25 protein-coding genes and 2 tRNA genes are annotated in these 22,491 nt (G+C 45.7%); 15 read left to right on the forward strand and 12 right to left on the reverse strand.

Translation table 11 applies throughout. From position 1 onward, the window contains the following. Positions 1–218: 218 nt before the first annotated feature. Positions 219–977 (reverse strand): imidazole glycerol phosphate synthase subunit HisF, encoded by a 759-nt coding sequence (gene hisF / locus E2K74_RS10965; protein WP_151205411.1) that lies wholly within the window; start codon positions 975–977, stop codon positions 219–221. Between the two features lie 113 nt (positions 978–1,090). Here hisF and E2K74_RS10970 point away from each other — a divergent pair, with 113 nt between their 5' ends. Genes E2K74_RS10970 through E2K74_RS10980 form a run of 3 tightly spaced genes read left to right on the forward strand, consistent with a single transcriptional unit; the run spans position 1,091 to position 3,111 of the window. Beyond that, complete coding sequence (locus tag E2K74_RS10970; RefSeq protein WP_151207580.1) at positions 1,091–2,038, forward strand: homoserine kinase; 948 nt, start codon at positions 1,091–1,093, stop codon at positions 2,036–2,038. 25 nt (positions 2,039–2,063) lie between these two features. Then, positions 2,064–2,690 carry a DUF1294 domain-containing protein gene (locus E2K74_RS10975; protein WP_151207582.1) on the forward strand — a complete coding sequence of 209 codons (627 nt, stop codon included), beginning with the start codon at positions 2,064–2,066 and terminating at the stop codon, positions 2,688–2,690. Between the two features lie 19 nt (positions 2,691–2,709). Continuing rightward, positions 2,710–3,111, forward strand: a complete 402-nt coding sequence (locus E2K74_RS10980) for a DUF4870 family protein (protein ID WP_151205414.1) — start codon at positions 2,710–2,712, stop codon at positions 3,109–3,111. A gap of 104 nt (positions 3,112–3,215) precedes the next feature. Here the strand turns inward: E2K74_RS10980 and E2K74_RS10985 are convergent, their stop codons facing one another. From E2K74_RS10985 to hisB, 6 genes are all read right to left on the reverse strand, one after another. Beyond that, positions 3,216–4,133, reverse strand: coding sequence for a DMT family transporter (locus E2K74_RS10985; protein WP_151207584.1), 918 nt, complete (start codon positions 4,131–4,133; stop codon positions 3,216–3,218). 71 nt (positions 4,134–4,204) lie between these two features. Then, complete coding sequence (gene hisA, locus E2K74_RS10990) at positions 4,205–4,939, reverse strand: 1-(5-phosphoribosyl)-5-[(5-phosphoribosylamino)methylideneamino]imidazole-4-carboxamide isomerase (RefSeq protein WP_151204946.1); 735 nt, start codon at positions 4,937–4,939, stop codon at positions 4,205–4,207. Between the two features lie 341 nt (positions 4,940–5,280). Further along, positions 5,281–5,943: a 3'-5' exonuclease gene (locus E2K74_RS10995; protein WP_151204947.1), complete on the reverse strand. Its 663-nt coding sequence runs from the start codon at positions 5,941–5,943 to the stop codon at positions 5,281–5,283. A 122-nt stretch (positions 5,944–6,065) separates the two neighbouring features. Beyond that, on the reverse strand, positions 6,066–6,545 hold the full coding sequence (locus tag E2K74_RS11000) for a DUF805 domain-containing protein (protein WP_151204948.1): 480 nt from the start codon (positions 6,543–6,545) through the stop codon (positions 6,066–6,068). Between the two features lie 130 nt (positions 6,546–6,675). Next, entirely contained in the window at positions 6,676–7,293 is a 618-nt protein-coding gene (hisH, locus tag E2K74_RS11005; protein WP_151204949.1) for an imidazole glycerol phosphate synthase subunit HisH, read from the reverse strand. Next, complete coding sequence (gene hisB / locus E2K74_RS11010) at positions 7,293–7,886, reverse strand: imidazoleglycerol-phosphate dehydratase HisB (RefSeq protein ID WP_151204950.1); 594 nt, start codon at positions 7,884–7,886, stop codon at positions 7,293–7,295. The genes hisH and hisB overlap by 1 nt, the downstream gene beginning before the upstream one ends. 97 nt (positions 7,887–7,983) lie before the next feature. On the opposite strand from hisB, the gene E2K74_RS11015 reads away from it, so the two are divergent. From E2K74_RS11015 to tehB, 7 genes are all read left to right on the forward strand, one after another. Further along, a complete protein-coding gene (locus tag E2K74_RS11015; RefSeq protein WP_151204951.1) occupies positions 7,984–8,361 on the forward strand; it encodes a GNAT family N-acetyltransferase in 378 nt (125 codons plus the stop codon). Positions 8,362–8,528: 167 nt separating this feature from the next. After that, a tRNA-Phe gene (locus tag E2K74_RS11020) sits at positions 8,529–8,604 on the forward strand. A gap of 137 nt (positions 8,605–8,741) precedes the next feature. Beyond that, a tRNA-Phe gene (locus E2K74_RS11025) sits at positions 8,742–8,817 on the forward strand. Between the two features lie 226 nt (positions 8,818–9,043). Continuing rightward, positions 9,044–9,535, forward strand: a complete 492-nt coding sequence (locus E2K74_RS11030; protein WP_151204963.1) for a hypothetical protein — start codon at positions 9,044–9,046, stop codon at positions 9,533–9,535. Positions 9,536–9,732: 197 nt separating this feature from the next. Continuing rightward, positions 9,733–10,482 (forward strand): hypothetical protein, encoded by a 750-nt coding sequence (locus E2K74_RS11035; protein WP_151204952.1) that lies wholly within the window; start codon positions 9,733–9,735, stop codon positions 10,480–10,482. A 110-nt stretch (positions 10,483–10,592) separates the two neighbouring features. Further along, positions 10,593–10,865, forward strand: a complete 273-nt coding sequence (locus E2K74_RS11040) for a hypothetical protein (protein WP_151204953.1) — start codon at positions 10,593–10,595, stop codon at positions 10,863–10,865. 212 nt (positions 10,866–11,077) lie between these two features. Then, entirely contained in the window at positions 11,078–11,941 is an 864-nt protein-coding gene (tehB, locus tag E2K74_RS11045) for an SAM-dependent methyltransferase TehB (RefSeq protein WP_151204954.1), read from the forward strand. A gap of 92 nt (positions 11,942–12,033) precedes the next feature. Here tehB and E2K74_RS11050 read toward each other — a convergent pair whose 3' ends face one another. After that, positions 12,034–12,459, reverse strand: coding sequence for a hypothetical protein (locus E2K74_RS11050; RefSeq protein ID WP_151204955.1), 426 nt, complete (start codon positions 12,457–12,459; stop codon positions 12,034–12,036). A 175-nt stretch (positions 12,460–12,634) separates the two neighbouring features. On the opposite strand from E2K74_RS11050, the gene E2K74_RS11055 reads away from it, so the two are divergent. After that, entirely contained in the window at positions 12,635–13,099 is a 465-nt protein-coding gene (locus E2K74_RS11055; RefSeq protein WP_151204956.1) for a hypothetical protein, read from the forward strand. Next, positions 13,090–13,425 (forward strand): hypothetical protein, encoded by a 336-nt coding sequence (locus E2K74_RS11060; RefSeq protein WP_149494653.1) that lies wholly within the window; start codon positions 13,090–13,092, stop codon positions 13,423–13,425. The genes E2K74_RS11055 and E2K74_RS11060 overlap by 10 nt, the downstream gene beginning before the upstream one ends. A gap of 19 nt (positions 13,426–13,444) precedes the next feature. On the opposite strand, the gene E2K74_RS11065 is transcribed toward E2K74_RS11060, so the two are convergent. The 3 genes from E2K74_RS11065 to fadB all read right to left on the reverse strand — a co-directional run bounded on the left by E2K74_RS11065 (position 13,445) and on the right by fadB (position 17,420). After that, a complete protein-coding gene (locus E2K74_RS11065; RefSeq protein ID WP_151204957.1) occupies positions 13,445–13,948 on the reverse strand; it encodes a glycine-rich domain-containing protein in 504 nt (167 codons plus the stop codon). A 136-nt stretch (positions 13,949–14,084) separates the two neighbouring features. Further along, positions 14,085–15,257, reverse strand: a complete 1,173-nt coding sequence (gene fadA / locus E2K74_RS11070) for an acetyl-CoA C-acyltransferase FadA (RefSeq protein ID WP_151204958.1) — start codon at positions 15,255–15,257, stop codon at positions 14,085–14,087. A gap of 12 nt (positions 15,258–15,269) precedes the next feature. Next, a complete protein-coding gene (fadB, locus tag E2K74_RS11075; RefSeq protein ID WP_151204959.1) occupies positions 15,270–17,420 on the reverse strand; it encodes a fatty acid oxidation complex subunit alpha FadB in 2,151 nt (716 codons plus the stop codon). A gap of 491 nt (positions 17,421–17,911) precedes the next feature. Here fadB and lpxO point away from each other — a divergent pair, with 491 nt between their 5' ends. Further along, entirely contained in the window at positions 17,912–18,829 is a 918-nt protein-coding gene (gene lpxO / locus E2K74_RS11080) for a lipid A hydroxylase LpxO (protein ID WP_151204960.1), read from the forward strand. A gap of 110 nt (positions 18,830–18,939) precedes the next feature. Continuing rightward, a complete protein-coding gene (locus tag E2K74_RS11085; RefSeq protein ID WP_151204961.1) occupies positions 18,940–19,374 on the forward strand; it encodes a PH domain-containing protein in 435 nt (144 codons plus the stop codon). An 11-nt stretch (positions 19,375–19,385) separates the two neighbouring features. Here E2K74_RS11085 and E2K74_RS11090 read toward each other — a convergent pair whose 3' ends face one another. Beyond that, positions 19,386–20,447 (reverse strand): AAA family ATPase, encoded by a 1,062-nt coding sequence (locus tag E2K74_RS11090; protein WP_151207586.1) that lies wholly within the window; start codon positions 20,445–20,447, stop codon positions 19,386–19,388. A 221-nt stretch (positions 20,448–20,668) separates the two neighbouring features. Here E2K74_RS11090 and uvrC point away from each other — a divergent pair, with 221 nt between their 5' ends. Continuing rightward, complete coding sequence (uvrC, locus tag E2K74_RS11095) at positions 20,669–22,468, forward strand: excinuclease ABC subunit UvrC (RefSeq protein ID WP_151207588.1); 1,800 nt, start codon at positions 20,669–20,671, stop codon at positions 22,466–22,468. Positions 22,469–22,491 lie beyond the last annotated feature (23 nt).

Genomic DNA, 22,491 nt, shown 5'->3' on the forward strand with positions numbered 1-22,491 from the left:
TATTGGTGCCTGTCGATCTGCTTGATCTTTCCGGTAGGCACGGAGATAGATGAAGCAGGAGGTAGATGAGATACCAAGTGCTGTAGTTATTCTTGGTTTTATAGGGAGTCGTCAGACTCCTTTTTTTTAGCTGAAATGTGTACTGTTCCAGCCTAATAAGCAAAAAAAGAGCGCATTCTACGCTCTTTTTTATTGGCTAGATTCTTAAATCAAGCAGATCACAGGCGCATTTCAATGCCCTGAGCGGCCATATAAGCTTTGGCTTCCGGAATGGTGTGCTGGCCAAAGTGGAAAATTGAAGCCGCAAGTACCGCATCTGCTCCGCCGTGAATAATACCGTCTGCCAGATGCTGTAAGGTGCCTACTCCACCTGAAGCAATGGTGGGAACCGTGACCCGGTCATTGATGGCACGCATGAGAGGAATATCATAGCCGGCTTTGGTTCCATCGGCATCCATTGAGGTAATCAGCAGTTCACCTGCGCCATAACTGGCCATTTTCTCGGCCCATTGCAGTGCATCGATACCGGTCGGTTTACGGCCACCGTGGGTAAAAATTTCCCATTTGTTTTCGCCAGTTCTTTTGGCATCAATCGCCACCACAATACACTGGGCGCCGAAACGTTGCGAGGCTTCCTGAACAAACTCCGGATTAAAGACCGCAGCCGAGTTGATACTGACTTTATCTGCACCGGCATTGAGCAGCAATCGGATGTCTTCGACCTTGCGTACGCCACCACCGACGGTTAACGGCACAAAGACCGATTCAGCCATACGTTCCACTGTACGATAAGTCGTGTCACGTCCATGATGTGTAGCAGTAATATCAAGGAAAGTGATTTCATCGGCACCCTGTTCATTATAACGACGCGCCACTTCGACCGGGTCACCTGCATCACGGATATCAAGGAACTGAACACCCTTGACCACGCGACCGTTATCAACGTCCAGACAAGGAATAATACGTTTAGCTAGCATAAATTTTTCCAATTATTACAGCCGATTATGAAACTCACCCACGCAAGCGCTACACCTTGGCAGATGGAAACGGTATTCTAGCAAAAATATGTAGGTTTTTTCGCAGGTTTTCTATGTCGGTTTATACCACTTTGACTTTAAAGGAAGTTCAGGAGTTTGCAGCACCGTATGGACTGAAGGTGATCGACCTGATTCCTATTCAGGCAGGCATTCAAAACACCAACTATTTTCTGGTCTGCGAAAACCGGCAATATGTCCTGACCATCTTTGAAGAACTGGATGACAAGGCGGCAGGAGAACTGGTGCCTGTACTGGAATGTTTGGGGCAGGCTGGACTGGCGGTACCAGTTCCCTTATTTCACTCTGGCAAAGCGATTCACCGTATCAAGAATAAACCGGCCCAGATTGCACCGCGTCTGATGGGGGAGCATCCAATATCGCCTACCGTGGCTCAGGTTGAGGCGATTGCAGTGGCGCAGGCACAAATGCATATGGCCTTGCAAAACTTCGAACTGGAGCGCGCCTTTGTACGTGACCATGCCTATTGGTATGGTGTGGCGCTGGATCTCAAGTCCAGTTTAAGTCCGGCAGACAAGGTGTTACTAGGCAAACTTTTAGGTTTGTATGATGCTTTGACTGCGGTCTATCCAGACCGTCCACGCGGCTTTATCCATTCCGACCTGTTTCGTGACAATACCTTATTCCAAGGTGACGAGCTGAAGGGAATTCTGGATTTTTATGAGCTGAATAAAGACGAATTCCTGTTTGATATCGCGATTACCCTAAATGATTTCTGTAGCAATTATCCCGATGTTACTTTAAACGAAGAGAAGGCCCTGGCTTTTCTCACTGCCTATGAAGGTGTCCGTCCTTTAACTGAAGATGAAAAAGCCTGTCTGGAGCTGTATCTGGCCATGGCAGCCGGACGTTTCTGGATGATGCGTTTACAGGTGGCCCAGAAGAATACAACCGAGGGACGTAGCGGGGCAGATATTTTGCAAAAAAATCCAATCGAGATGCGTAATATGCTGATTGAACGTTTAAAGTTTGTCACTGCTTAAATTGATATAGAAAAGGATGGGGCACATGCGTGATCAGGGGCGTCTGGTGGAATGGTTTGATGATAAGGGCTATGGTTTTATTCAGCCCAATGATCAGGCCAAAGACCGCGTGTTTTTGCATATCAAGGATTTTGCACGCCCGGGACCGCGTCCAATTGTTGGCTGTGCACTGGATTATCTGGTAATTCTGGATGAGCGTGGACGTTATCGCGCCCAGCAGGTGATGTACCTAAAAGCCTCTCAAGCCCGAACAGCGTCTGCACGCAAGCCAGCAGCGACCACAGCGCCTTCTCAAAAATTACAGCGGATGCAGATTGCTTGTGTGGTTTATATTCTGGTATTGGCAGGGCTGACTCTGGCCGGTCTGCTCAGTGGTTTGGTATTGTTATTCATCAGCCTGATCAATGCCCTGAGCTATTGGCTCTATGCTCAGGATAAGGAAGCCGCGCAACTCGGTAATCGCCGTATTCCGGAAAATACCCTGCATCTGGTGGCCTTTTTAGGCGGATGGCCGGCTGCCTGGCTGGCACAGCAAAAATTAAGGCACAAAACACAAAAACAACCTTTTAGGCAGATTTATTTTTGTACCATAGCCTTTAATATTATTTTAATGGTATGGCTGATTTCTCCCTTGAATAGTTTTAATATTTAGGAGCAGCCTCGGGAGCATGATGAACTACTCTATTGATAAAGATCCGAATCGAAGCCTAACCCTGATTCTGTATATTTTATATATTGTGGCGATTTTTAGCGCAGGCTTGCTGGCAATCATTGCCCTGGTGATTAACTATGTAAAACGTTCTGCGGTGCGCGGGACAATTTTTGAAAGTCATTTTACCTGGCAAATCCGCACTTTCTGGTGGTATCTGATCTGGAATATCATCGCTTTCATTCCTTTCCTGCTGTTGTTCTTTACCCATGACGATCCGGATCTCTTTACCGGTGTGGCTTTGGGCGCTTCAGCTTTTTGTATTGCCGTCATTGGTTTGTCCTGGATCTGGATTGTCTATCGGGCGATTCGCGGCATTATGCGCCTGAATGATAACCAGCCTATGTATCGTGCTGAACAGTGAATTTCTGGATTGAACTTTTAAATGAAAGCATATTTTTATTGTATTCAGGTTTGCACCTTCTGCTCTTGAGCGGGCTGAGATGCAGCTCAAGTGCAGAAGGCTGGCTATCCCAGCTTTTCCTTTTTTATTTTTCTGAGGAATTGGGGTTTCCATTCACTTGCAATGACACCTAGTACCACCATCAGCCCACCCAGCAGGGCCAGTGCGGGCAGGCGTTCTCCGGCCAGACGGCCAAACAGGCCGGCCCAGATCGGCTCTCCAGCATAAATGATGGCTGCCTGAGACGGATCTACCCGCCGCTGGGCCCAGTTCATAACTAGCTGTATACACGCACTGGCTATTCCCAGCGCGATTAAAATACCAGCCAGATGCCAGTGAAACACTGGCAGGCGGGACTCTCCAAGCCAAGGTGCAACCAGAAAGCAGAATAGGGAGGCAAAAAACAGTTGCAGTACAGTCACCCGCCGTACATTCACCTGTTCGGCAAAATGGCTGATAAAAATAATTTCCAAAGCAATTGCAAATGAACCAAGCAGGGTCAGGATCTGGCCAAAATTCAGCTGAATTGCACCCCAGCCATTTCCGGTTAAAAACACCAGTCCCACAAAGGCCAACAGAACACCTACCCAGGTCATCACCTGCGGTTTTTTACCGAAGAGCAGCCAGAGCAGCAAAGGAACCAGAGGAACATACAGGGCAGTCAAAAAGGCCGACTCGCTACTGCTAATACTCTGTAGCCCCACCGTCTGGGTGGCATACCCTATAGCAATCACCGCGCCAATTACCGCACCGGCCCATACTTCTTTTAGCGTCATGCCCCGAAGATGCTGAAGTGAGATCAAACTTACCGCAATCGCAGCTGCCGCAAAACGCAAGCCCACAAACAGCACTGGACTGCTAAAATTCAGGCCGTATTGTACGGTAATAAAACTGCCACCCCAGATGATCGTGATCAGGATCAGGGCGATTTGAGGCGCTTTGGCTGTCCAGCCAGAGCGGAGATGATAAACAGATGTAGACATGGGGAAGGAGATCAAAAAAATAGGACAATAAAAAAAGAGGCCCGCAGACCTCTTTCTTCAGCAGTGACGTATTATAGCGCTTCCTGCTCATCCAGCAATAATTGTGCTTCACGCAGGCTTAAAGTCCCTTCATAAATCGCACGGCCGGTAATTGCACCTAGAATACCCGGTTGATCTTTCAGCTGACGTACATCATCCATATTGGTGACCCCACCTGAAGCAATCACAGGCAACCCTGAATATTGTGCCAGAGTGACGGTCTGCTCGATGTTTACACCCTGCATCATGCCATCACGCGCAATATCAGTATAGACAATGCTAGATACGCCGGCATCTGCAAAGCGTTTGGCCAGATCAGTGGCTTTGACATCGGTAATATTGGCCCAGCCATCGGTTGCCACCATGCCATTCATGGCATCAATACCGACAATAATATGTCCAGCGAATTTCTTGCATGCTTCTTCGACGAACTCAGGCTCCTGAACCGCTTTTGTGCCGATAATTACAAATGACACACCTGCTTCCAGATAATGTTCAATCGTTTCCAGCGAACGGATTCCGCCACCAATCTGGATAGGCAGCTCAGGTTGAGACCTGACAATAGCTTCGACCACCGGTTTATGCACCGGTGTACCTGCAAAGGCACCGTTAAGATCTACCAGATGCAGACGGCGAGCACCTTCATTGACCCAATGCTGTGCTGTTGCAACCGGATCATCAGAAAATACGGTATCGTCTTCCATACGACCTTGTTTTAAGCGGACACATTTGCCATCTTTCAGGTCAATTGCCGGGATGATCAGCATGCTTTCGCTCCTTGCTTAATCTTTAGAATGAATTTGTATCAGCTCATCTTAGCAAATAAAGTCAAAATTTCTAACTGATAAACCGTATGAAAAGAGAAAACCTGTCCGAAGATAAGGGAGAGTTCTGTAATTTATTTCCATTATTTTAGTGATTTATGTAGAGAGTGGTTTTCTGGCCGGCTGAATTTAACAGGGCAATTCCACAGGCACGCTGATTTGCATTGACCGGACTTTATTGGCTACTTTAGCTGCTGTTGGGCGTTCAAGTATTGTGGGGTATTGAAAAATAGAATGCTGAAAATACAGAGCACAGCTAAAGAGCGAATAACCTTTTTAAACAGCTATATTGTGGAGTTCGGCTGGATTTTGGGTTTGAGTGAGGTACCAGGAAGGTCTTTGGGTAATAATCCTCGCGCCAGTAGTTCTTCAAACACTAGACGCGGTGCATAGGCATCGGCTGTCGCATAGCTGATCTGGGCCGGACTGAGATGTTTTGTGGCCCAGTTTGAGGTGCTGATATGTTTCGATTTGGGGAAATTGACCTGAAACAGTAAAGCCATGGCATTTTTCAGCCCCACCGGATTTTTTAGGCCAAAATCCCTAAAACATGTCGATAGCTCTATCACGTTGTTCAGTTCAATCCCTCTTTTACGAAAGAGATGGGCATCATTTTTCAGGCCGAAACCGACTTTAATCTGGTCACGACTGGCAAAAATCGGTTTTAAAAACTGCCAGATCTGCTCGTGCATTTGAAAAAGATAGGCTTTGTCCAGAGTTGCCAGTTGAATCAGATGCGGGCCTGTAGACACTTCACCGGCCTTAAAAGTGGGTTTGGATTCCGAGTCAAAACCGAATACTGTCACCTGTTCAAGCTCCGAACGCAAGGCTTCACATTGCTGCAGACTGTTAATCACAAGGATGCGTTCAGGTACAAGATTTTGAAACCGAGGAAACGTTGCAATGTGTTCTTTGCTTGGTAAGACGGAATGTAAGCATTCATCCATGGCGGCGCTGTATATATCTGTAAAAAAACAGCTTAAAACTTTTTAGGATAAAGTGCAAAAAGCAGGGCGGAATGAAAGGCATGGGCAGCTAGAAGAGGCCCATGCTTCAATACTCGGATGATTTAGAGTTTTGGCAGAGAGTCACCCGATATCATAAAAGTCGCTATGAATAATAAAATAAGGACCAGAATATACAAAATAGCCAGTACATTTTCCCAGCCACGGGTAGTACGGGGTTGTCCAAACTGGTTCGCCTGTTGATCCCCAGGTGCAAACAGGAGATAAAGGGCAAATAAAATATTCACCACAGGCACCAGCAGCAGCAGGCTGAACCAGCCGCTATGATTGCGGTCATGCAGGCGGCGAATAGTAAAGATCATACTAAAATAAATAGCCACGCCGTACAGGAAAATAAACAGGATGATTACAGGAGGGGAGAGCGAGCTTCCCAGAGTATCCAGATTTATGCCTGGCAGCATCAAGGCGATAACAAACCCGATGAGCAGAAAGAAAAAGCCCATGAGCATATTCCAGGCGAGATAAGAACGACGGCTAAAACGGCCAGCAGGTTTGAATCCAGAATCATCAATGGTATTAAGCATATTATTTCCTTTTATTTTCATTTGTTTTTTTTGGTGAGAGAATCATATAATTATTCTTTGAATCTGAAAAGCTTAAATCTTAGGCAGTAAAAAAGCCCGCATCTCGCGGGCTTTGTTGACGGGGCAGGAATCAGATATTCCAGTCCACAAAGTTTTTCAGTAATTGCAGGCCTGCTGTATGACTTTTTTCCGGATGGAACTGAGTGGCAAACAGGTTTTCTTTATGAATCGCCGTACAAAATTCAAGGCCATAGGTACACTGCGCCGCCACAATAGCCGGGTCTTGCGGTTCTACATAATAGCTATGTACAAAATAGAAACGCGCGTCCTGATCGATATCTTTCCACATCGGATGATCGGGGTCCGCCTGATGTACCTGATTCCAGCCCATATGCGGCACTTTTAAGCCGGCCATCTCCGGGAAGTGCTTGACTGCACCTTCAAAAATACCCAGAGCCGGCGTACCGCCATTTTCCTCAGAATGTTGCATTAACGCCTGCATGCCGACACAGATTGCCAGCACCGGTTTATTAAACACGGCATTACGCACCACGGTATCAATACCGGCTTCATGCATGCCCTGCATACAATCACGCATTGCACCGACCCCTGGAAAGACAATCTTGTCTGCCTGTGCAATCAGCTTTGGATCATTGGTCACATCAACAGTGGCACCGACATGTTCCAGGGCTTTGGCTGCCGAGTGCAGATTTCCCATGCCATAGTCAAGAAGGGCAATACGGGGCATTACAGTGTCCCTTTGGTAGACGCCACTGTATTGGCAGCACGTGGATCAACTTCACATGCCATACGCAGTGCACGGGCAAAAGCCTTAAATACACTTTCAATCTGGTGATGGCTGTTTTTGCCTTTCAGGTTGTCGATATGTACCGTCATTAAGGCGTGGTTGACAAAACCCTGGAAGAATTCAGAAAACAGATCTACATCAAAACGGCCAATGGTTGCACGGGTAAAAGGAACATCCATAAACAGCCCCGGACGGCCTGAAAGATCGACTACGACACGGCTTAAAGATTCATCTAGTGGGGCATAGAAATGGCCATAGCGTTTTAAGCCTTTTTTATTACCGAGTGCCTGTGCAAAGGCTTGCCCCAAGCTGATGCCACAATCTTCTACCGTGTGGTGGTCATCAATTTCCAAGTCACCATCACAATGGATATCAATATCAAACAAGCCATGGCGCTTGATTTGATCAATCATATGATCTAAAAATGGAATCCCTGTGTTTAAGGTGCCTTGACCAGTACCGTCGAGGTTCAAACGAACGCGAATTTTGGTTTCGTTGGTATTTCTTACCACTTCACTGATACGATCTGTCATAGACACGTTCCTCAAATACGTCAAAATGATTGATGTAGAAAATATTTTTCGCCGTGACGACGTCACCGCATATTAGATTGCTCAGGAGGGTTTATCAATGCCTATCACCGTACATGCTTATACTTCTTTGGAAAATGACGAAGTGCGCAGCCAGCTTGAGCGACTGTATGACACCAGCCCTGAATTTAGTGATGGGGCAGATGCCATAGAACAACTAGAGCAAAACCTGGCACAGTATACCCTACTTTATACGGCAGAATTTAATACCAAAATCATTGGTGCAATTTGGGCCACGGGACAAGGTGAAAGCCGGATTCTGGAAAATATTGTGGTGCATCCGGCCAATCGAGGGCGGGGGGTAGCAGAAAGGCTGGTTGCAGAAGCCTGTCGAATGGAAGAAGAAAAAGGTGTAAAAACCTTTGTTCCGGGCTGTGGTGCTATTCACCGTTGTTTGGCGAATCTAGAAAAAATTTAACCAGCCTGCTGTTTGAGGTAAAAAGCTGCTGAAAGGCCGGTGTTGATTCGGTTTTAAGCCAAAATGCTCAATTTAAGCGGGGTATTGGTGGAAAACTAAACATTTGGTGGTTTTTCTTTATTTCGCTCTTGACGCTTGCGGCCTGAAACTGTTTAATACGCGACATTGGCGTGATAGCTCAGTCGGTAGAGCAACGGATTGAAAATCCGTGTGTCCCCAGTTCGATCCTGGGTCTCGCCACCATATTCAAAAACAAATTTAAAGTTTTCAATCCCTGATCCCATCAGGGATTTTTTTTAGATTAAAATTCACCCACTCAATCATTTTTTTCATAATTTTGATTGACTAATGGGTCCAGATACGGCTTAATACACCGCATCGGCGTGATAGCTCAGTCGGTAGAGCAACGGATTGAAAATCCGTGTGTCCCCAGTTCGATCCTGGGTCTCGCCACCATATTCAAAAAAATCCCCAAACCTAGTTTGGGGATTTTTTTTATCTGTGCCTGATGTATTTTTCTGTCTGTATGCAGGGTTCATACGCAGAGTCAGTCGGCTGGACTGTTTATAGACCTGTCATGCTCAGCCGAATGACCGTTTATCAGACTTAACAATATCAAGGCATAAAGTTTGTAAGATAAAAGTCAGATATTTTTTACTTTTCTATCCGAGGGGTATGAATGATGACTCTCTTAAAAGCTTTAAACCTCAGCTTGCTTGCGCTTGTCGCAGGTACGGCTACATTCACCCAGGCTGCTCCTGTAAGCTCAGGTTCTGTGGTTCTTCCCACCTTAATTGTGATGGCAGAGCCAGAGCTACGCGCCATGACCGAAATTATTCCTTATCAGGAAGAAGCCAGTCAGCGGGATGCATTAAACCGTTATCTGATGAAAGTCGAACGGGATATTCAAAGTTATAGCGTCGATGCCGACTTTGCCGGAAGCATTGATGTGGTTCGTGCAGCGCCTAAGCCTGATCTTGACAGCCTACCTGTGGTGTTCCGGGAATATGTTCTGGTGGTGGCAGCAGGACTACAATCTGCCGATCCCAGAAAGGGCCTGTATACCATCTTGCAGCCTTTTGGAATTGATGCGAATGCCACTACGGTGCAGATTGTACGGGAGCAGTTTCATCCCAACCAGCTTAACATCAGCCTGCCTTTTACCTTTCGATAATCATTCAGGCCGCTTTCTTCAGCGGCACTGTGTTGCGTGAGGGATAAAGAGAGAATTCCTTTCTTTTGTCTCTCAAAATCATGCTGCCTAAGGGTCGTTAAAAATACAAGAAAATTCATCGGTCTTGAATTCTGCCTGAAAAATGAGCATAGTGTATTGAAGAAACAAGATCTGAATCCCAGACCTGGAGCGTGTGCATGCCGCGTGTTTTTATGATTTTAGCCGGTGCGACCCTGGCTATTTTTATCGGGCTATTTTATCAATATTCAGTACAACAAAAAAATCAGGCTGAGCTGGCCGAATATGAAATGGTGCTGGAAGAAAAAACACAGCAGATTGCAGAGCAGGCACAAAACTGGTCTACACCCATCCAGCTGGAAATTGAAGATGAGCGACTAGATGGTGATTATGCCATCATGGCTGAATTTGTACTGGGCCAACTGCGTGACAGTGCCGAGGAACGCAACCAGTATTTGCGTGAACTGAAGGCAGCCAACTGGCAGAATTTTCTGAATATTGACCGCTTAGCCCAGGACCAGACGCAGGGTTATACAGACACTGAGGCGATGCTCAAGCAGGTACATCAGATTGTGAATGATTATCAGCAGAAAATTCAGCAACGTGATGCCGAGCTGATTAATAAGGCTCAGCAACTGGATATTAAAAATCGTTATCGCCAACAACTGACCCAGAATCTGAAAGATAGTCAGCAAAACAGTAATGCTCATGTGATTTTTGAAATAGAAAAACAGAGCCTAGCTAAGGCAGATGCGCTTTTTGCTTTATTAAAACAACATAAATGGCAAAAGAAAAATCAGACTTTTATGTTCTATGAGGATAAAGCGGTGAAAGAGTTTAATGCGCTGTACAAGGACATGCTGGACTTGAACAGGCAGATGCAACAAGTTGCGAGCGCCAACCAGAAAGCGGTTGAAAACAAGCTATAGCCCTGTAGGTAATCACAGGATTGCCACATGACTGTCATCTGCTGTTCAAACTCAGTGCTTAAATTGGACATGTCGCACAGATCACGACATAACATTTAAGCAGGTGAGTCATGCAAACAATTCAGGTTTTTGCTGATATTCAGCAGGTGTACAGTGAGTTTGTCGCAAATAAAATATGTCCAAAATTACAAAGTTTAAATAATGAAGGCAGGAGCCGATTTTTCTTGAATCAATATTTTAAGCTGATTGAGGACTGGCACTATACCGAACAGATTGTAATCCAGTTTAACCAGCAATATTTCAGTCTGGATCTGGGAGGCGCACCGGATTTTATGGATCAGGAAAATTATATGCGCTGGCTACAGTCAGAACTACTACATTAGTCCAAGCCTCCTATTTATGATCTACCTACACCCAAGCTGTCGATCTAGGCAGCTTTTTTATTTTTCAGGTGTGGTCTGTATCTTGCTGCTTTATGAGTACAGCGTACATAAGCATGATTTTCATTCCGGCCTGAACAGGCTATGCTGAACTCCATAAACCCGTCGCTAGAAGCATGACAGGCGGCGCATGCATGAGATGGAGGACGAGATTGATGCAAGAGCTCATTTGTTATAAGGAACTTCCGGTCTGGACACAGCAGAGTATTCCTCAGGGTTTCAAGAATCAGCACAACACCAAAGCAGGTACCTGGGCAAAACTGACAGTCTTAAAAGGTAAGCTACATTTTGCCATGCTGGAAGAATCGGGTAAGGTGCAATCTGAACATGTGTTTACACCAGAGCAGCAACCACCATTTATTGAACCTGAGGCTTGGCACAAGATTATTTCTGCCAGCGAGGATGTCGAATGCCAGCTGCGTTTTTATTGCCGGCCTGATGATTATTTCAGCAAGAAATATCAGTTGAATCCTACCCATTCTGAAGTGCTGGCTGCCATGCCCTATTTACAGGGCGGTCGTGCGCTGGATATCGGCTGCGGTACAGGACGTAATGCGCTTTATCTAAGCCAGAACGGCTTTAAAGTCGATGCCTGGGATGTTAACGAAAACAGTTTGCAGACCTTGAGACAAATTGTACAAACGGAGCAAATTGATCACTTGCAGATCCAGCGTCGCGATCTCAACACAGATACCCGCATTACAGGCCAATATGACTTGATCTACTGTACTGTGGTGATGATGTTCCTTGAGGCAAAAACCATTCCGCCGTTGATCGCACAAATGCAGCAGGCCACCGTGCCGGGTGGTTATAACCTGATTGTCTGTGCCATGGATACAGACGATATTCCGGTACAGCCAGACTTTCCATTTAGTTTTAAACCGGGACAGCTCAGTGCTTATTATGAAGGCTGGAATCTGGTGAAATACAATGAAGATATTGGTGAGTTACACCGTGTAGATGAACAGGGCCATCGGATTAAACAGCGCTTTGCCACCATGCTGGCGCAAAAGGTTTAAATAAAATTAAGTTTTAATTCCTGAACATAAATTAAATCCTCCAAAACAAAAAAAAGATGTCAGGCAGACATCTTTTTTATGCTTAAAAATTCTTAAGCTGCTTTTTTAAACCAAGAGAACCAGCCTTTTTTCTCAGCTTTTACTTCGGCTTGAGTCACTTCGGCTTTTTCAGTAATAGTTTCTTTTACTTCAGCAGCAGTTTCAACAGTTGCGTCTTTTGCTTCTGCTACTTCTGTTTTTGCAGCTTCAACTTTTTGTTCTGCGGTGGCTTGTGCATTTTCTACTTGAGTAGTTGTTTCAGCTTTTACTGTTTCAACTTTCGCTTCAGTTGCTTGTTTTGCTTCTGTAGCAGTAGTTTGAGCAGCTTCAACTTTTGCTTGCACAGGTGCAACAGCTTCTTTAGCAACAGTTTGAACTGTAGTTGTTGTAGCAGCAGGTGCTACTTGAGCTTCAGTTGCCATTGCAGATACAGAAGTTGCTACGATTGCAGTCGCAAGTACGGTTTTAAGCATGTTCATATAAACCCCTTAAAGAAGTAGGAAAAAAGAGGCTTGATCATACGCGTATAAAATTTAAGTGATTTATAAATAGGATTTTATTGGTGGAAAAATAAACCAATTTTACAAAGGGATAACATTTGGTCTAGTTAAGAATTATAATTATTTCAAACAAATAATTATTTTAGAGAGTGTAGTGGGCGAACTTCAAACAAATGGATATATTACTTGCTCATCCTGTAATACAGTAAATAAACTTAATCAAATAGGAGAGCAGGGGCTTTATCACTGTGGTACATGCAAAAATCCATTAATTCTTATTAATAAAGAAAAGTCTAAATCTGGTTTACTGAAGACTTTAGTTATTGCAGGCATGATCGGAGTCGCTGGTGGAGTAGGTATAAATCAGATTAAGGATGCTCTCCGACCAACTGAAATCAATTATTCCAAAATACAAACAAATTGGACAGACACACAAGTTAGACAGTTTGATCTCAATTGTAAGGCTAATGTGGCACTAGAGAAGAAAAAGTGGGATGCTGAGCGTATTGATAAAACATGTACATGTTTTACTACTTATGTTGTTGAAAATACAAAATACCCATTATGGGGTAAATTAGATCCTGAAGTAGTTAGAGCAGGTATAAAAGAATGCACGTAGTTGGTACAGAAGTAATTCAATTAAATTTAAATACGAATTTGAGTAATTTTTTAAACTTGGTCGATGAAGTTTATGCAGGAAATTTAAAGGCTTTTAGTGATGCTTTTTCTGATACGGATGCCTCTTTTTATGAGCGCTTAAAAAAAGATATTCAAAGAGCAAAGCAAGGTTCATTAACTGTTAAGAAAGAAGATGCATTGAAGAAATATATTTTTTTTCTTGAATATAAACAGTGGGAAAAGAACAAACAGACAAAATTCTCTAAGAAATTGGATCTACAATTCGATATAGCAATTGAAACGCTATGTAAGGCAACTGAGCAGTAATACTGCCCAGTTTTAAGGATTATTTACAAGCACCGGGTACTCGACATGCACAGCTTGAAGGAGCATGGCAGGCATGATCATCTCCACAGCGTGCCTCTATCGTGAAGTCCGGATACGAGCCGAACCAAATTTCATAAAGTTCTTTGGTTCGTCGGAATGTATGCTTTAAATTTTGTTGGTCGACTTCATCATGAATGCCAAAATATGGATAGTGATGCAGATAAGCTCCAAAAACTTTCATGCAATCCATGTGGTAGTTTCGAGTATCTAAAATGTGAGCATGCCAAAACTCATCAACAAGTCTGTTAGGTACTAACGTTTCTTTTGGATAAATGTATTTTAACGCTAGAAAACGTTTGTATTCTTGTTCGGCAAATTCACAGACATCAACAGACATTTTTGCTTCAGAACCTATAGTTAATTTAAATTTCAGTTTTTTGAAGTTTAAACTTGCAATAGCACTAGGCATATTTGAACTTTGTATAGTTGAAGAACTTTTAAATTGAATTGCTAAATTTTCCATTTTTTTTCCTTAGAAAGTCATAGCAGTGTTGCTATGTAGGAAATATTGCCATATGACTTTCTTTGGATAAGGGAATTTTAAGGGACAAAAAACCCCGCACTCAGCGGGGTTTTCTTTTTATCTACGTATTTAAGAATTAAACACGTTCGATCACTGTTGCAATACCTTGACCCAAACCAATACACATCGTCGCAAGACCGATTTGAGTATCTTGCTGTTCCATGATGTTTAGGAGAGAGGTAGTAATACGCGCGCCAGAACAGCCCAACGGGTGACCTAATGCAATCGCACCACCATTCAGGTTCACGATGTTCTGTTTCTCGTACAGCCCTAAGCCTTTAAGTACAGACAGACCTTGCGCAGCAAAGGCTTCGTTCAACTCAACAGTTTGAATATCTTCAATCGTCAGGCCAGCACGTTTCAATGCTTTTTGTGTTGCCGGAACCGGGCCATAACCCATGATCGCAGCATCACAGCCTGCCACTGCCATAGAACGGATCACTGCACGTGGTTTCAGACCCAAAGCTTGAGCACGTTCAGCAGACATCAGCAACATAGCCGATGCACCGTCTGACAATGCTGAAGACGTTGCAGCAGTTACTGTACCGCCTTTAGGATCGAATACTGGACGTAAAGCACGGAAAGTTTCGATGTTGGCATCCGGACGGATCACTTCATCAATATCGCACAGAACTTTATAACCGTCAGCATTATGACCTTCAATGCCTACGATCTCGTTCTGGAATAGACCATTTTCAGTCGCAGCCCAGGCACGGCGGTGTGATTCAACACCAAACGCATCCTGTTCTTCACGAGTAATGCCGTTCATGCGACCTAGCATTTCAGCCGTCAAGCCCATCATGTTTGAGGCTTTTGCATAGTGCTTAGATGCAGCAGGGTTCAGGTCGATGCCGTGCATCATGCCAACGTGGCCCATGTGCTCTACACCACCAATGATGAAAATATCACCCTGGTTAGTGGCAATCTGAGCAGCCGCAGTATGGATCGCCTGCATAGAAGAACCACACAGACGGTTTACGGTCTGACCTGCAACAGTCTTAGGAAGATCAGCCAACAATGCGATGTTACGCGCAATGTTCATCCCTTGTTCCAGAGTCTGGTTTACACAGCCCCAGATCACGTCTTCAACTTCATTCGGGTCGAATTCGTTACGAACCATCAACGCACGGATAAGTTCAGCTGACATGCTGTCGGCACGTACATTGCGGAACATACCGTTTTTCGATTTGCCCATGGCCGTACGTACGCCATCAACAATCACAACGTCACGTGGATTTAAAGTAGCCATTCACGTCACTCCTTAACCGTAGAATTTTTTATTGTTAGCAGCCATGTCACGCAACATTTGCGGCGCTTCATAAGCCTTACCAAGATGTGCATACTTGTCGCAAAGTGCCACGTATTCAGCAACACCTGTCTGGTCGATATAACGGCATGGACCACCACGGAATGGAGGGAAACCAATACCCATGATCATCGCCATATCCGCTTCAGCAGGGGTCGCCACGATGTTATCTTCCAGACAACGTACTGTTTCGTTGCACAGGGCCAGCATCATACGGTCAATAATTTCCTGAGCATCAAATTCGCGTTTTTCACCTGATACCACCGGAGCAATTACGTCATATGCTGTTGGATCAACAGTCTTAGCTTTTTTGCCTTTACGGTCGAGTTCGTATTTGTAGAAACCGACATCATTTTTCTGACCCAGACGTTTTGCTTCATACATGGTCTGGATAGAACCTTTGTAATCAGGCTTCATACGGTCAGGGAAACCTTCGGCCATGACTTCTGCACCATGTACGCCCGTGTCGATACCGACCACGTCCATCAGGTAAGCAGGACCCATTGGCCAGCCGAATTTTTCCATGACTTTATCGATTTGCTGGAAGTCTGCACCGTCTTTCAGTAACAGGTCAAACGCACCGAAGTAAGGGAATAGGACGCGGTTTACCAGGAAGCCCGGGCAGTCATTTACCACGATTGGCGTTTTACCCATTTTCTGGGCCAGAACGACAGTCGTTGCAATGGCTTCTTCAGAGGTCTTTTCACCGCGGATCACTTCAACCAGTGGCATCATGTGTACCGGGTTAAAGAAGTGCATACCAACAAAATTTTCAGGACGTTGCAGCGCTTTTGCTAAACGCGTGATTGAAATCGTCGACGTGTTGGATGCAATAATCGTGTTTTCACGGACATGCTTTTCAGTGTCTGCGAGAACGATTTCTTTGACTTTAGGATTTTCAGTAACTGCCTCAATCACGATATCCACTTCTTTAAACTCTTCATAGCTTAAAGTCGGACGGATACGCGCCAGAGTTTCACCCATTTGCGCTGGCTTCATCTTTTTGCGTTCAACCTGCTTGGTCAGCAGTTTGTTGGCTTCAGACATACCCAGTGCCAGTTGCGGGTTACCAATATCCTTCATGATGATTGGCGTGCCTTTGCTTGCCGCCTGGTAAGCAATACCGCCACCCATGATACCAGCGCCCAGTACAGCAGCCTGATTGACCGGATGTGCACCTTTTTCATGTTGCTTAGAGGCTTTTTTCACCACTTGGTCATTCAGGAACAGACCGATCAATGCGCCTGCTTGTGGTGTTACTGCTGCTTTGGCAAAGCCTTGAGCTTCTATTTTTAGCGCGTCGTCACGATGCAGACTGGCACCCGCCTGAAGCGAGTCAAGCAATAATTTTGGCGCCGGATATTGAGCTGGATTCGCTTTCGCCAGTACTGCACCTTTAGCCGTGTTGAATGCCATCATTTGCTCAAGCATGTTCAACTTCACTGGGTCCAGTTTTTCCTGACGTTTTTCCTTCCAGTCCAGACGGCCATGAATCGCCTGTTTCACCAGGTCAATTGCTGCATCTTTCAGCTTGTCTGCGGCAACCACTGCATCCACGGCACCATCTTTGAGTGCCGCAGCCGGTTTTTTAGGAGCAGCCATTGCCATCCATTCAACAGCATTGTCGATACCGATCAGACGGCTTAAACGCACTGTTCCACCAAAGCCCGGGAAAATTCCCAGTTTAATTTCAGGCAGGCCAACTTGCGCCTGTTCTGACATCACACGGTAGTCACAGACCAAGCACATTTCGAAACCGCCACCCAGTGCCATGCCGTTAATGGCAGCCACCTTAGGAATATCCAGGTCTTCGAAGCTATTGAAGATTTCGTGAACTGGCATCGCCCAGTCAACAATTGCCTCTTCGCCCTGTGCGAAGTTAGCCCCGAATTCAGTGATATCAGCACCTACAATAAAAGTAGATTTTGCTGAAGTCACAATCAGGCCCTGAATATCAGCCTGAGATACGGCCTCAATTGCAGCCTTAAAATCTTCAATCGTTGCACGGTTGAATTTGTTAACCGACTCACCTTGTAAGTCAAAGCGGAATTCTGCAATTCCGTCCTCAAGCATTTGGACGGTAATGGCATTGCCAGCGTGGATCATGCCCTGATCTCCTTTATTTTGGAGGACTTCTAAGTTGATGTTGTGAAGCAAGCGCGCATTTCCCGCACACTTTTATACTTCGCCAATCTTACGATAACTATAGCCAAAAAGAACATCACAAGTTGTATCAAGCCGTGACGCAAGGGTCATCAATTTTTAGCGACCAGTTCAGTTGCGGTTACAGTCAGGCTCTAGCGAACTGTCATTGTAGTGTAGTGAAGTTATTGTTTCATTTTCACTTTTTTTATTACGATGGCTGAATTTTTATAACCTAGAACGGACTGCTTGCAAATACTCGCTCTGTGGTTTTTTAGTCAAAAAAGTCAATTCAGCTAGAAAATATGTAGTTCAGCTAAGGCAAATAGACGCGACACTGCGTTCCATTAGTGTGGTGCTAGCAGAGAGATCCGCTTTGTTATAATACCGACATTTTTTGACTCATGTGTTTTTCCTGTGCCTAGTTGGGGGCCTAAAGTTTTCTGGATACTAATATGCTTAAGTGGATTATTTTGGCCATTTTCGTCATTTCAGCGTTATATATACAACGCCGTGGCAAAGTTCGGCATTCATTTTACCGTCAGTTTTTTGATCATTCGACCCTGCTGGCACCCATCAATTTTTTAATGTACCTGTTTTCCAGGGTGCCCAATCAGCCTTATATCGATACCCAGCATTTTAAGGACTTGCAGGTTCTGGATGAACACTGGGAAATGATTCGTGATGAAGCCCGGGCTCTGTATGAACAAGGGGGCATCAAAGCCTCCAGTAAATATGATGATCTCGGCTTTAACTCGTTTTTCAAGACCGGCTGGAAACGCTTTTATCTAAAATGGTATGACTCGGCCCATCCGTCTGCGGCAGAGCTGTGTCCAAAAACCACCGCCTTGCTGCAAACCCTGCCCAGCATTAAAGCCGCCATGTTTACCGAACTGGCGCCAGACAGCCGTCTGGTAAGGCATCGTGACCCCTATGCCGGTTCATTGCGTTATCATTTGGGATTAATGACTCCAAATGATGACCGCTGTTTTATTGATGTCGATGGCGAACGTTATTCCTGGCGCGATGGCGAGAGTGTGGTATTTGATGAAACCTATATTCACTATGCCGAAAATAAGACCGATCAAAACCGGATTATTTTTTTCGCCGATGTAGAGCGCCCTTTAAAAACCCGCTGGATGGAAGCTTTTAATCACTGGTTTGGTAAAAAGGTGATGACCGCGGCCAGCTCACCGAATGAGGCCGGAGACCAGACCGGTGGCTTAAACAAAGCCTTTGCCTATGTTTATCAGATTCGTATCCAAGCCAAAGCGTTAAAGGCCAAAAACCGCCAGCTCTACTATTTTCTGAAATGGTTCCTGATGCTGGGGATATTCTTCCTGATTTTTATCCGGCCTTATGTGTTCTCCTAAACCATAACTAAAAGATAAAAAACGCCCATCTGGGTGTTTTTTATTGATCGGGAAGCCTCAGCACAGGACTCTGATTTTGTGTAAGATAGATACAGAAACAGGGGAAAGCGATGCACATATTTCGTTCCAAAAAAGACTGGTGGCTGCTGGCCTTTATCATCTGTATGAGTGGACTGCTCATACAGCTATTACTGACCATGCAGGCTAAGGGTACGCTGCTGCAATATCCGCTGCATAGTGCTGTTTATATACTGACGATTGTCGTGATCTGGTGGCCGGTATGGAGTACCCGCTATATTGTTCAGGACGATATGCTGTCGATTAAAAGCCTGTGGTTGCGCTGGCAGATTCCGCTGCATGCCATTCAACAGATCCAGCCCACGGATTATTCCGAGGTAGCTCCGGCGCTATCTTTAAAACGTTTGAAAATTACTTATATGCAGGCAGATACGCAAAAATATGTGCTAATTTCGCCTCAAAAACCAGAACAATTTATGCAGGCGATTGCATCACATCAGGCAAAAAGCTCTGCTAAATCAGTTTGAGCGGCTGGGAATCAATCCTCCGAGGGGGCGGGCAGAATTCGTAGTTGTCCGTCATGACAATCTAAAAAAAGCTCGAACTGTTTTGGCTGTTTCAAGAAATACATGGCCAGAATCGGTTCCAATTCTGTGCGTATTTTACGGCCCAGATGGCGGGCGCCATAACGGATGTCATGACCCTGATAAAAATAGGCCTTGGCGGCGGGGCTTAAATGCACCTGACGCTGCTGATGTTGCAGACGTTTGTTGAGTTTTTCCAGTTCAATCTCAACCAGACGCGGCAAGGCATCCTGCTGTACCGCTTGATAGTGCAAGGTACGATCAATCCGGTTTAGGAATTCTGGATCAAATTGACGCTGCATGATGTGGTCAATAATACGCTGAGTCGCTAGCTTTTTTAGACAAAGTTGCTGCATTTTCTGTGGCAGATAAGCCAGTTTTTCCAGATATTGCTGGGCGGCCTGTGCTCCGATATTACTGGTCATAAAAATCATACAGTTACGAAAATCAATGGTTTTGGTTCCGGCCGTCAAGGTGAGGCGGCCGGTATCCAGCACATTCATCAGCCCGCGAATCACTTCGGTACTGGCTTTTTCCAGCTCATCAAACAGCATGATGCCCGGGCGGGTATGACTGCCGGTAATCGCGATTTCATCAAACAGGCTATGACCTTCTTTAGAGCCAACATAGCCCGGTGGTGCGCCAGTCAGGGCCGCTGCATAATGTTCCTGCGCCAGCGTATTCATATCAATCCGGCAGAAGGCATCCGGACGGCCATAAATTGCCTCAGCAATCAGGCGTACGGTTTCCGTTTTACCGACGCCGGTAGGGCCGAGCATTAAAGTCACTGAAAGCGGTCGTTCCGGGCTGGAAAAATCGGCTTTGACCACATGCAGCATGTTCTCGATTTCAGTTAAGGCAGCATCCTGTCCAATAATGCGCTCGCGCAGGAATTGCATGACCGACTCAGGCTCAAAATGAAAACGTGGTTTCCCGATCAGGCGGTCCCGTTCAGCGCGACTCTGGCTGGAGGTCGCAGGTTGCGCAATATGAATACCGGATGGGGAACTGGTCATCTTGGATCATCTCGAGATAGAACAGCTTGAGCATAGCAAAGATCGCGCAGGCAATTTATAGCTTTTAGCAATCACCGCATGGCGGAGGACTTATAACTGTCCGCTCTGCCTCAATCTGTTGATTTAGCTGCCCCGTTCTGGCTAATTTTGTATTATTGCTTGAAAATGACACAAGAAACATCACATATATCTGCATATTGCAGGTGAAAAATAGGTTTTAGGTGAACGAGAACGCACGCCCTCATATTGAAAAAATCTTGGCCCATATGACCACCTTGCCCGGGGTCTACCGGATGTATGGCAAAGATGGTGAATTGTTGTATGTGGGAAAAGCCAAGAACCTGAAAAACCGGGTATCCAGCTATTTTGTCAAAACCATTGATCATCCCAAAACTCAGGCTCTGGTGGCGCGAATTTATGACATTCAAACCCTGATCGTGCGTTCGGAAACCGAAGCCTTGCTCTTAGAGCAAAACCTGATCAAGTTGCATCGCCCGCCCTATAACATCATGCTGCGCGATGATAAGTCCTATATTTATATTTTTGTCTCGGCGGATAAGCCCTATCCGCGTCTGGCCAGTGGACGCGGCAAGGGGAAGCATCAGGTCGGCAAGTTTTTTGGGCCTTATCCGAGTGCCTATAATGCACGTGATACTTTGGTGATTCTGCAAAAACTGTTTAATGTCCGCTCCTGTGAAAACAGTTTTTTTGCCAACCGTACCCGGCCTTGTCTGCAATATCAGATCAAGCGCTGTTCAGCGCCCTGTGTCGGCTTTATCTCGCCAGAAGACTATAAGGAAGATGTTGATAATTCAATCCGTTTCCTGCGTGGTGATACCCGGGAGTTAAACCAGGAACTGATTGCCAAAATGGAAGCTGCGGCAGAAAATCTGGAATTTGAAAAAGCGGTATTTTTCCGGGACCGCATGGCCTTGCTGCGTGATGTGCAGGCCCAGCAGGCGATTTATAAGGTCAAGGGCGAGGCTGATATTTTGGCGATTGCCTCTCAGGCCGGTGTGACCTGTGTGCAGATCATGCATGTGCGTAATGGCAAAATGTTGGGGGGAAAAGGCTATTTCCCGGACATGCTCAGTGATGATCTGGGGCAGATGTTGGCAGATTTTATTGCTAATTTTTATTTTCAGGTGGCCGATGAAATTCCGACAGAACTGATCGTCAATATTGAGGTGGCTGATCGCAAGGAGCTGGAAGCCGCATTGTCCCAGCATTTTGACAAAAAAATCCAGATCAAGTCCAGAGTCCGGGAAACCCGGGCCGAGTGGCTGGAGCTGGCCGAAATGAATGTGCAGAATGCCATTCAGGGCAGGCTGGCCAATCATTTTGAACTGAATGAACGCTTCCATCAGCTAGAGCAGGTGGTCGGTCGTCCGGTAGACCGGATTGAGTGTTTTGATATCTCACATACGATGGGTGAGGATACCGTGGCCTCCTGTGTGGTTTTTGACAGTGGGGGTGCCCGGAAACGGGATTATCGCCAGTTTTCCATTCATGACATTACTGAAGGTGATGATTATGCGGCCATGCGTCAGGCCCTAACTCGGCGTTATAAAAAGGCCATGCTGCCGGATTTACTGCTGATCGACGGCGGCAAAGGTCAGCTGCATATGGCTATGGAGGTGATGCAGGAGCTGGGGCTGGATGCCTTTATGATCGGGGTATCCAAGGGCGAAGGCCGTAGGCCGGGTCTGGAAACCCTGCATTTTACCGATGGCAGCAAGATTCAGCTTCCGGAAGATCATAAGGCATTGCATCTGATCCAGCAGGTGCGTGATGAAGCGCACCGTTTTGCCATTACCCGGCACCGGGCCAAACGTGACAAAAAGCGCGGCTCATCCATACTGGAAGTAATTCCGGGCTTAGGGCCTAAACGCCGTCGTGATTTACTGACCCATTTTGGCGGGATTCAGGGGGTATTAAAAGCTTCAGAAAAAGACCTGCAACTGGTTCCGGGACTTGGCTCAGTGATGGCACGCATGATTTACAAGACCCTGCATGAATAAAAAACCAGAACGACCAGGGCAAA

This window comes from Acinetobacter sp. RF15B, from assembly GCF_007558235.1.
GTDB classification, from domain to species: Bacteria; Pseudomonadota; Gammaproteobacteria; order Pseudomonadales; family Moraxellaceae; genus Acinetobacter; species Acinetobacter lwoffii_C.

Bases quoted from the DNA above. Each gene is read 5' to 3' on its own strand.
- hisF (WP_151205411.1), bottom strand. From the start codon at position 977: ATGCTAGCTAAACGTATTATTCCTTGTCTGGACGTTGATAACGGTCGC.
- E2K74_RS10970 (WP_151207580.1), top strand. From the start codon at position 1,091: ATGTCGGTTTATACCACTTTGACTTTAAAGGAAGTTCAGGAGTTTGCA.
- E2K74_RS10975 (WP_151207582.1), top strand. From the start codon at position 2,064: ATGCGTGATCAGGGGCGTCTGGTGGAATGGTTTGATGATAAGGGCTAT.
- E2K74_RS10980 (WP_151205414.1), top strand. From the start codon at position 2,710: ATGAACTACTCTATTGATAAAGATCCGAATCGAAGCCTAACCCTGATT.
- E2K74_RS10985 (WP_151207584.1), bottom strand. From the start codon at position 4,133: ATGTCTACATCTGTTTATCATCTCCGCTCTGGCTGGACAGCCAAAGCG.
- hisA (WP_151204946.1), bottom strand. From the start codon at position 4,939: ATGCTGATCATCCCGGCAATTGACCTGAAAGATGGCAAATGTGTCCGC.
- E2K74_RS10995 (WP_151204947.1), bottom strand. From the start codon at position 5,943: ATGGATGAATGCTTACATTCCGTCTTACCAAGCAAAGAACACATTGCA.
- E2K74_RS11000 (WP_151204948.1), bottom strand. From the start codon at position 6,545: ATGCTTAATACCATTGATGATTCTGGATTCAAACCTGCTGGCCGTTTT.
- hisH (WP_151204949.1), bottom strand. From the start codon at position 7,293: ATGCCCCGTATTGCCCTTCTTGACTATGGCATGGGAAATCTGCACTCG.
- hisB (WP_151204950.1), bottom strand. From the start codon at position 7,886: ATGACAGATCGTATCAGTGAAGTGGTAAGAAATACCAACGAAACCAAA.
- E2K74_RS11015 (WP_151204951.1), top strand. From the start codon at position 7,984: ATGCCTATCACCGTACATGCTTATACTTCTTTGGAAAATGACGAAGTG.
- E2K74_RS11030 (WP_151204963.1), top strand. From the start codon at position 9,044: ATGACTCTCTTAAAAGCTTTAAACCTCAGCTTGCTTGCGCTTGTCGCA.
- E2K74_RS11035 (WP_151204952.1), top strand. From the start codon at position 9,733: ATGCCGCGTGTTTTTATGATTTTAGCCGGTGCGACCCTGGCTATTTTT.
- E2K74_RS11040 (WP_151204953.1), top strand. From the start codon at position 10,593: ATGCAAACAATTCAGGTTTTTGCTGATATTCAGCAGGTGTACAGTGAG.
- tehB (WP_151204954.1), top strand. From the start codon at position 11,078: ATGCAAGAGCTCATTTGTTATAAGGAACTTCCGGTCTGGACACAGCAG.
- E2K74_RS11050 (WP_151204955.1), bottom strand. From the start codon at position 12,459: ATGAACATGCTTAAAACCGTACTTGCGACTGCAATCGTAGCAACTTCT.
- E2K74_RS11060 (WP_149494653.1), top strand. From the start codon at position 13,090: ATGCACGTAGTTGGTACAGAAGTAATTCAATTAAATTTAAATACGAAT.
- E2K74_RS11065 (WP_151204957.1), bottom strand. From the start codon at position 13,948: ATGGAAAATTTAGCAATTCAATTTAAAAGTTCTTCAACTATACAAAGT.
- fadA (WP_151204958.1), bottom strand. From the start codon at position 15,257: ATGGCTACTTTAAATCCACGTGACGTTGTGATTGTTGATGGCGTACGT.
- fadB (WP_151204959.1), bottom strand. From the start codon at position 17,420: ATGATCCACGCTGGCAATGCCATTACCGTCCAAATGCTTGAGGACGGA.
- lpxO (WP_151204960.1), top strand. From the start codon at position 17,912: ATGCTTAAGTGGATTATTTTGGCCATTTTCGTCATTTCAGCGTTATAT.
- E2K74_RS11085 (WP_151204961.1), top strand. From the start codon at position 18,940: ATGCACATATTTCGTTCCAAAAAAGACTGGTGGCTGCTGGCCTTTATC.
- E2K74_RS11090 (WP_151207586.1), bottom strand. From the start codon at position 20,447: ATGACCAGTTCCCCATCCGGTATTCATATTGCGCAACCTGCGACCTCC.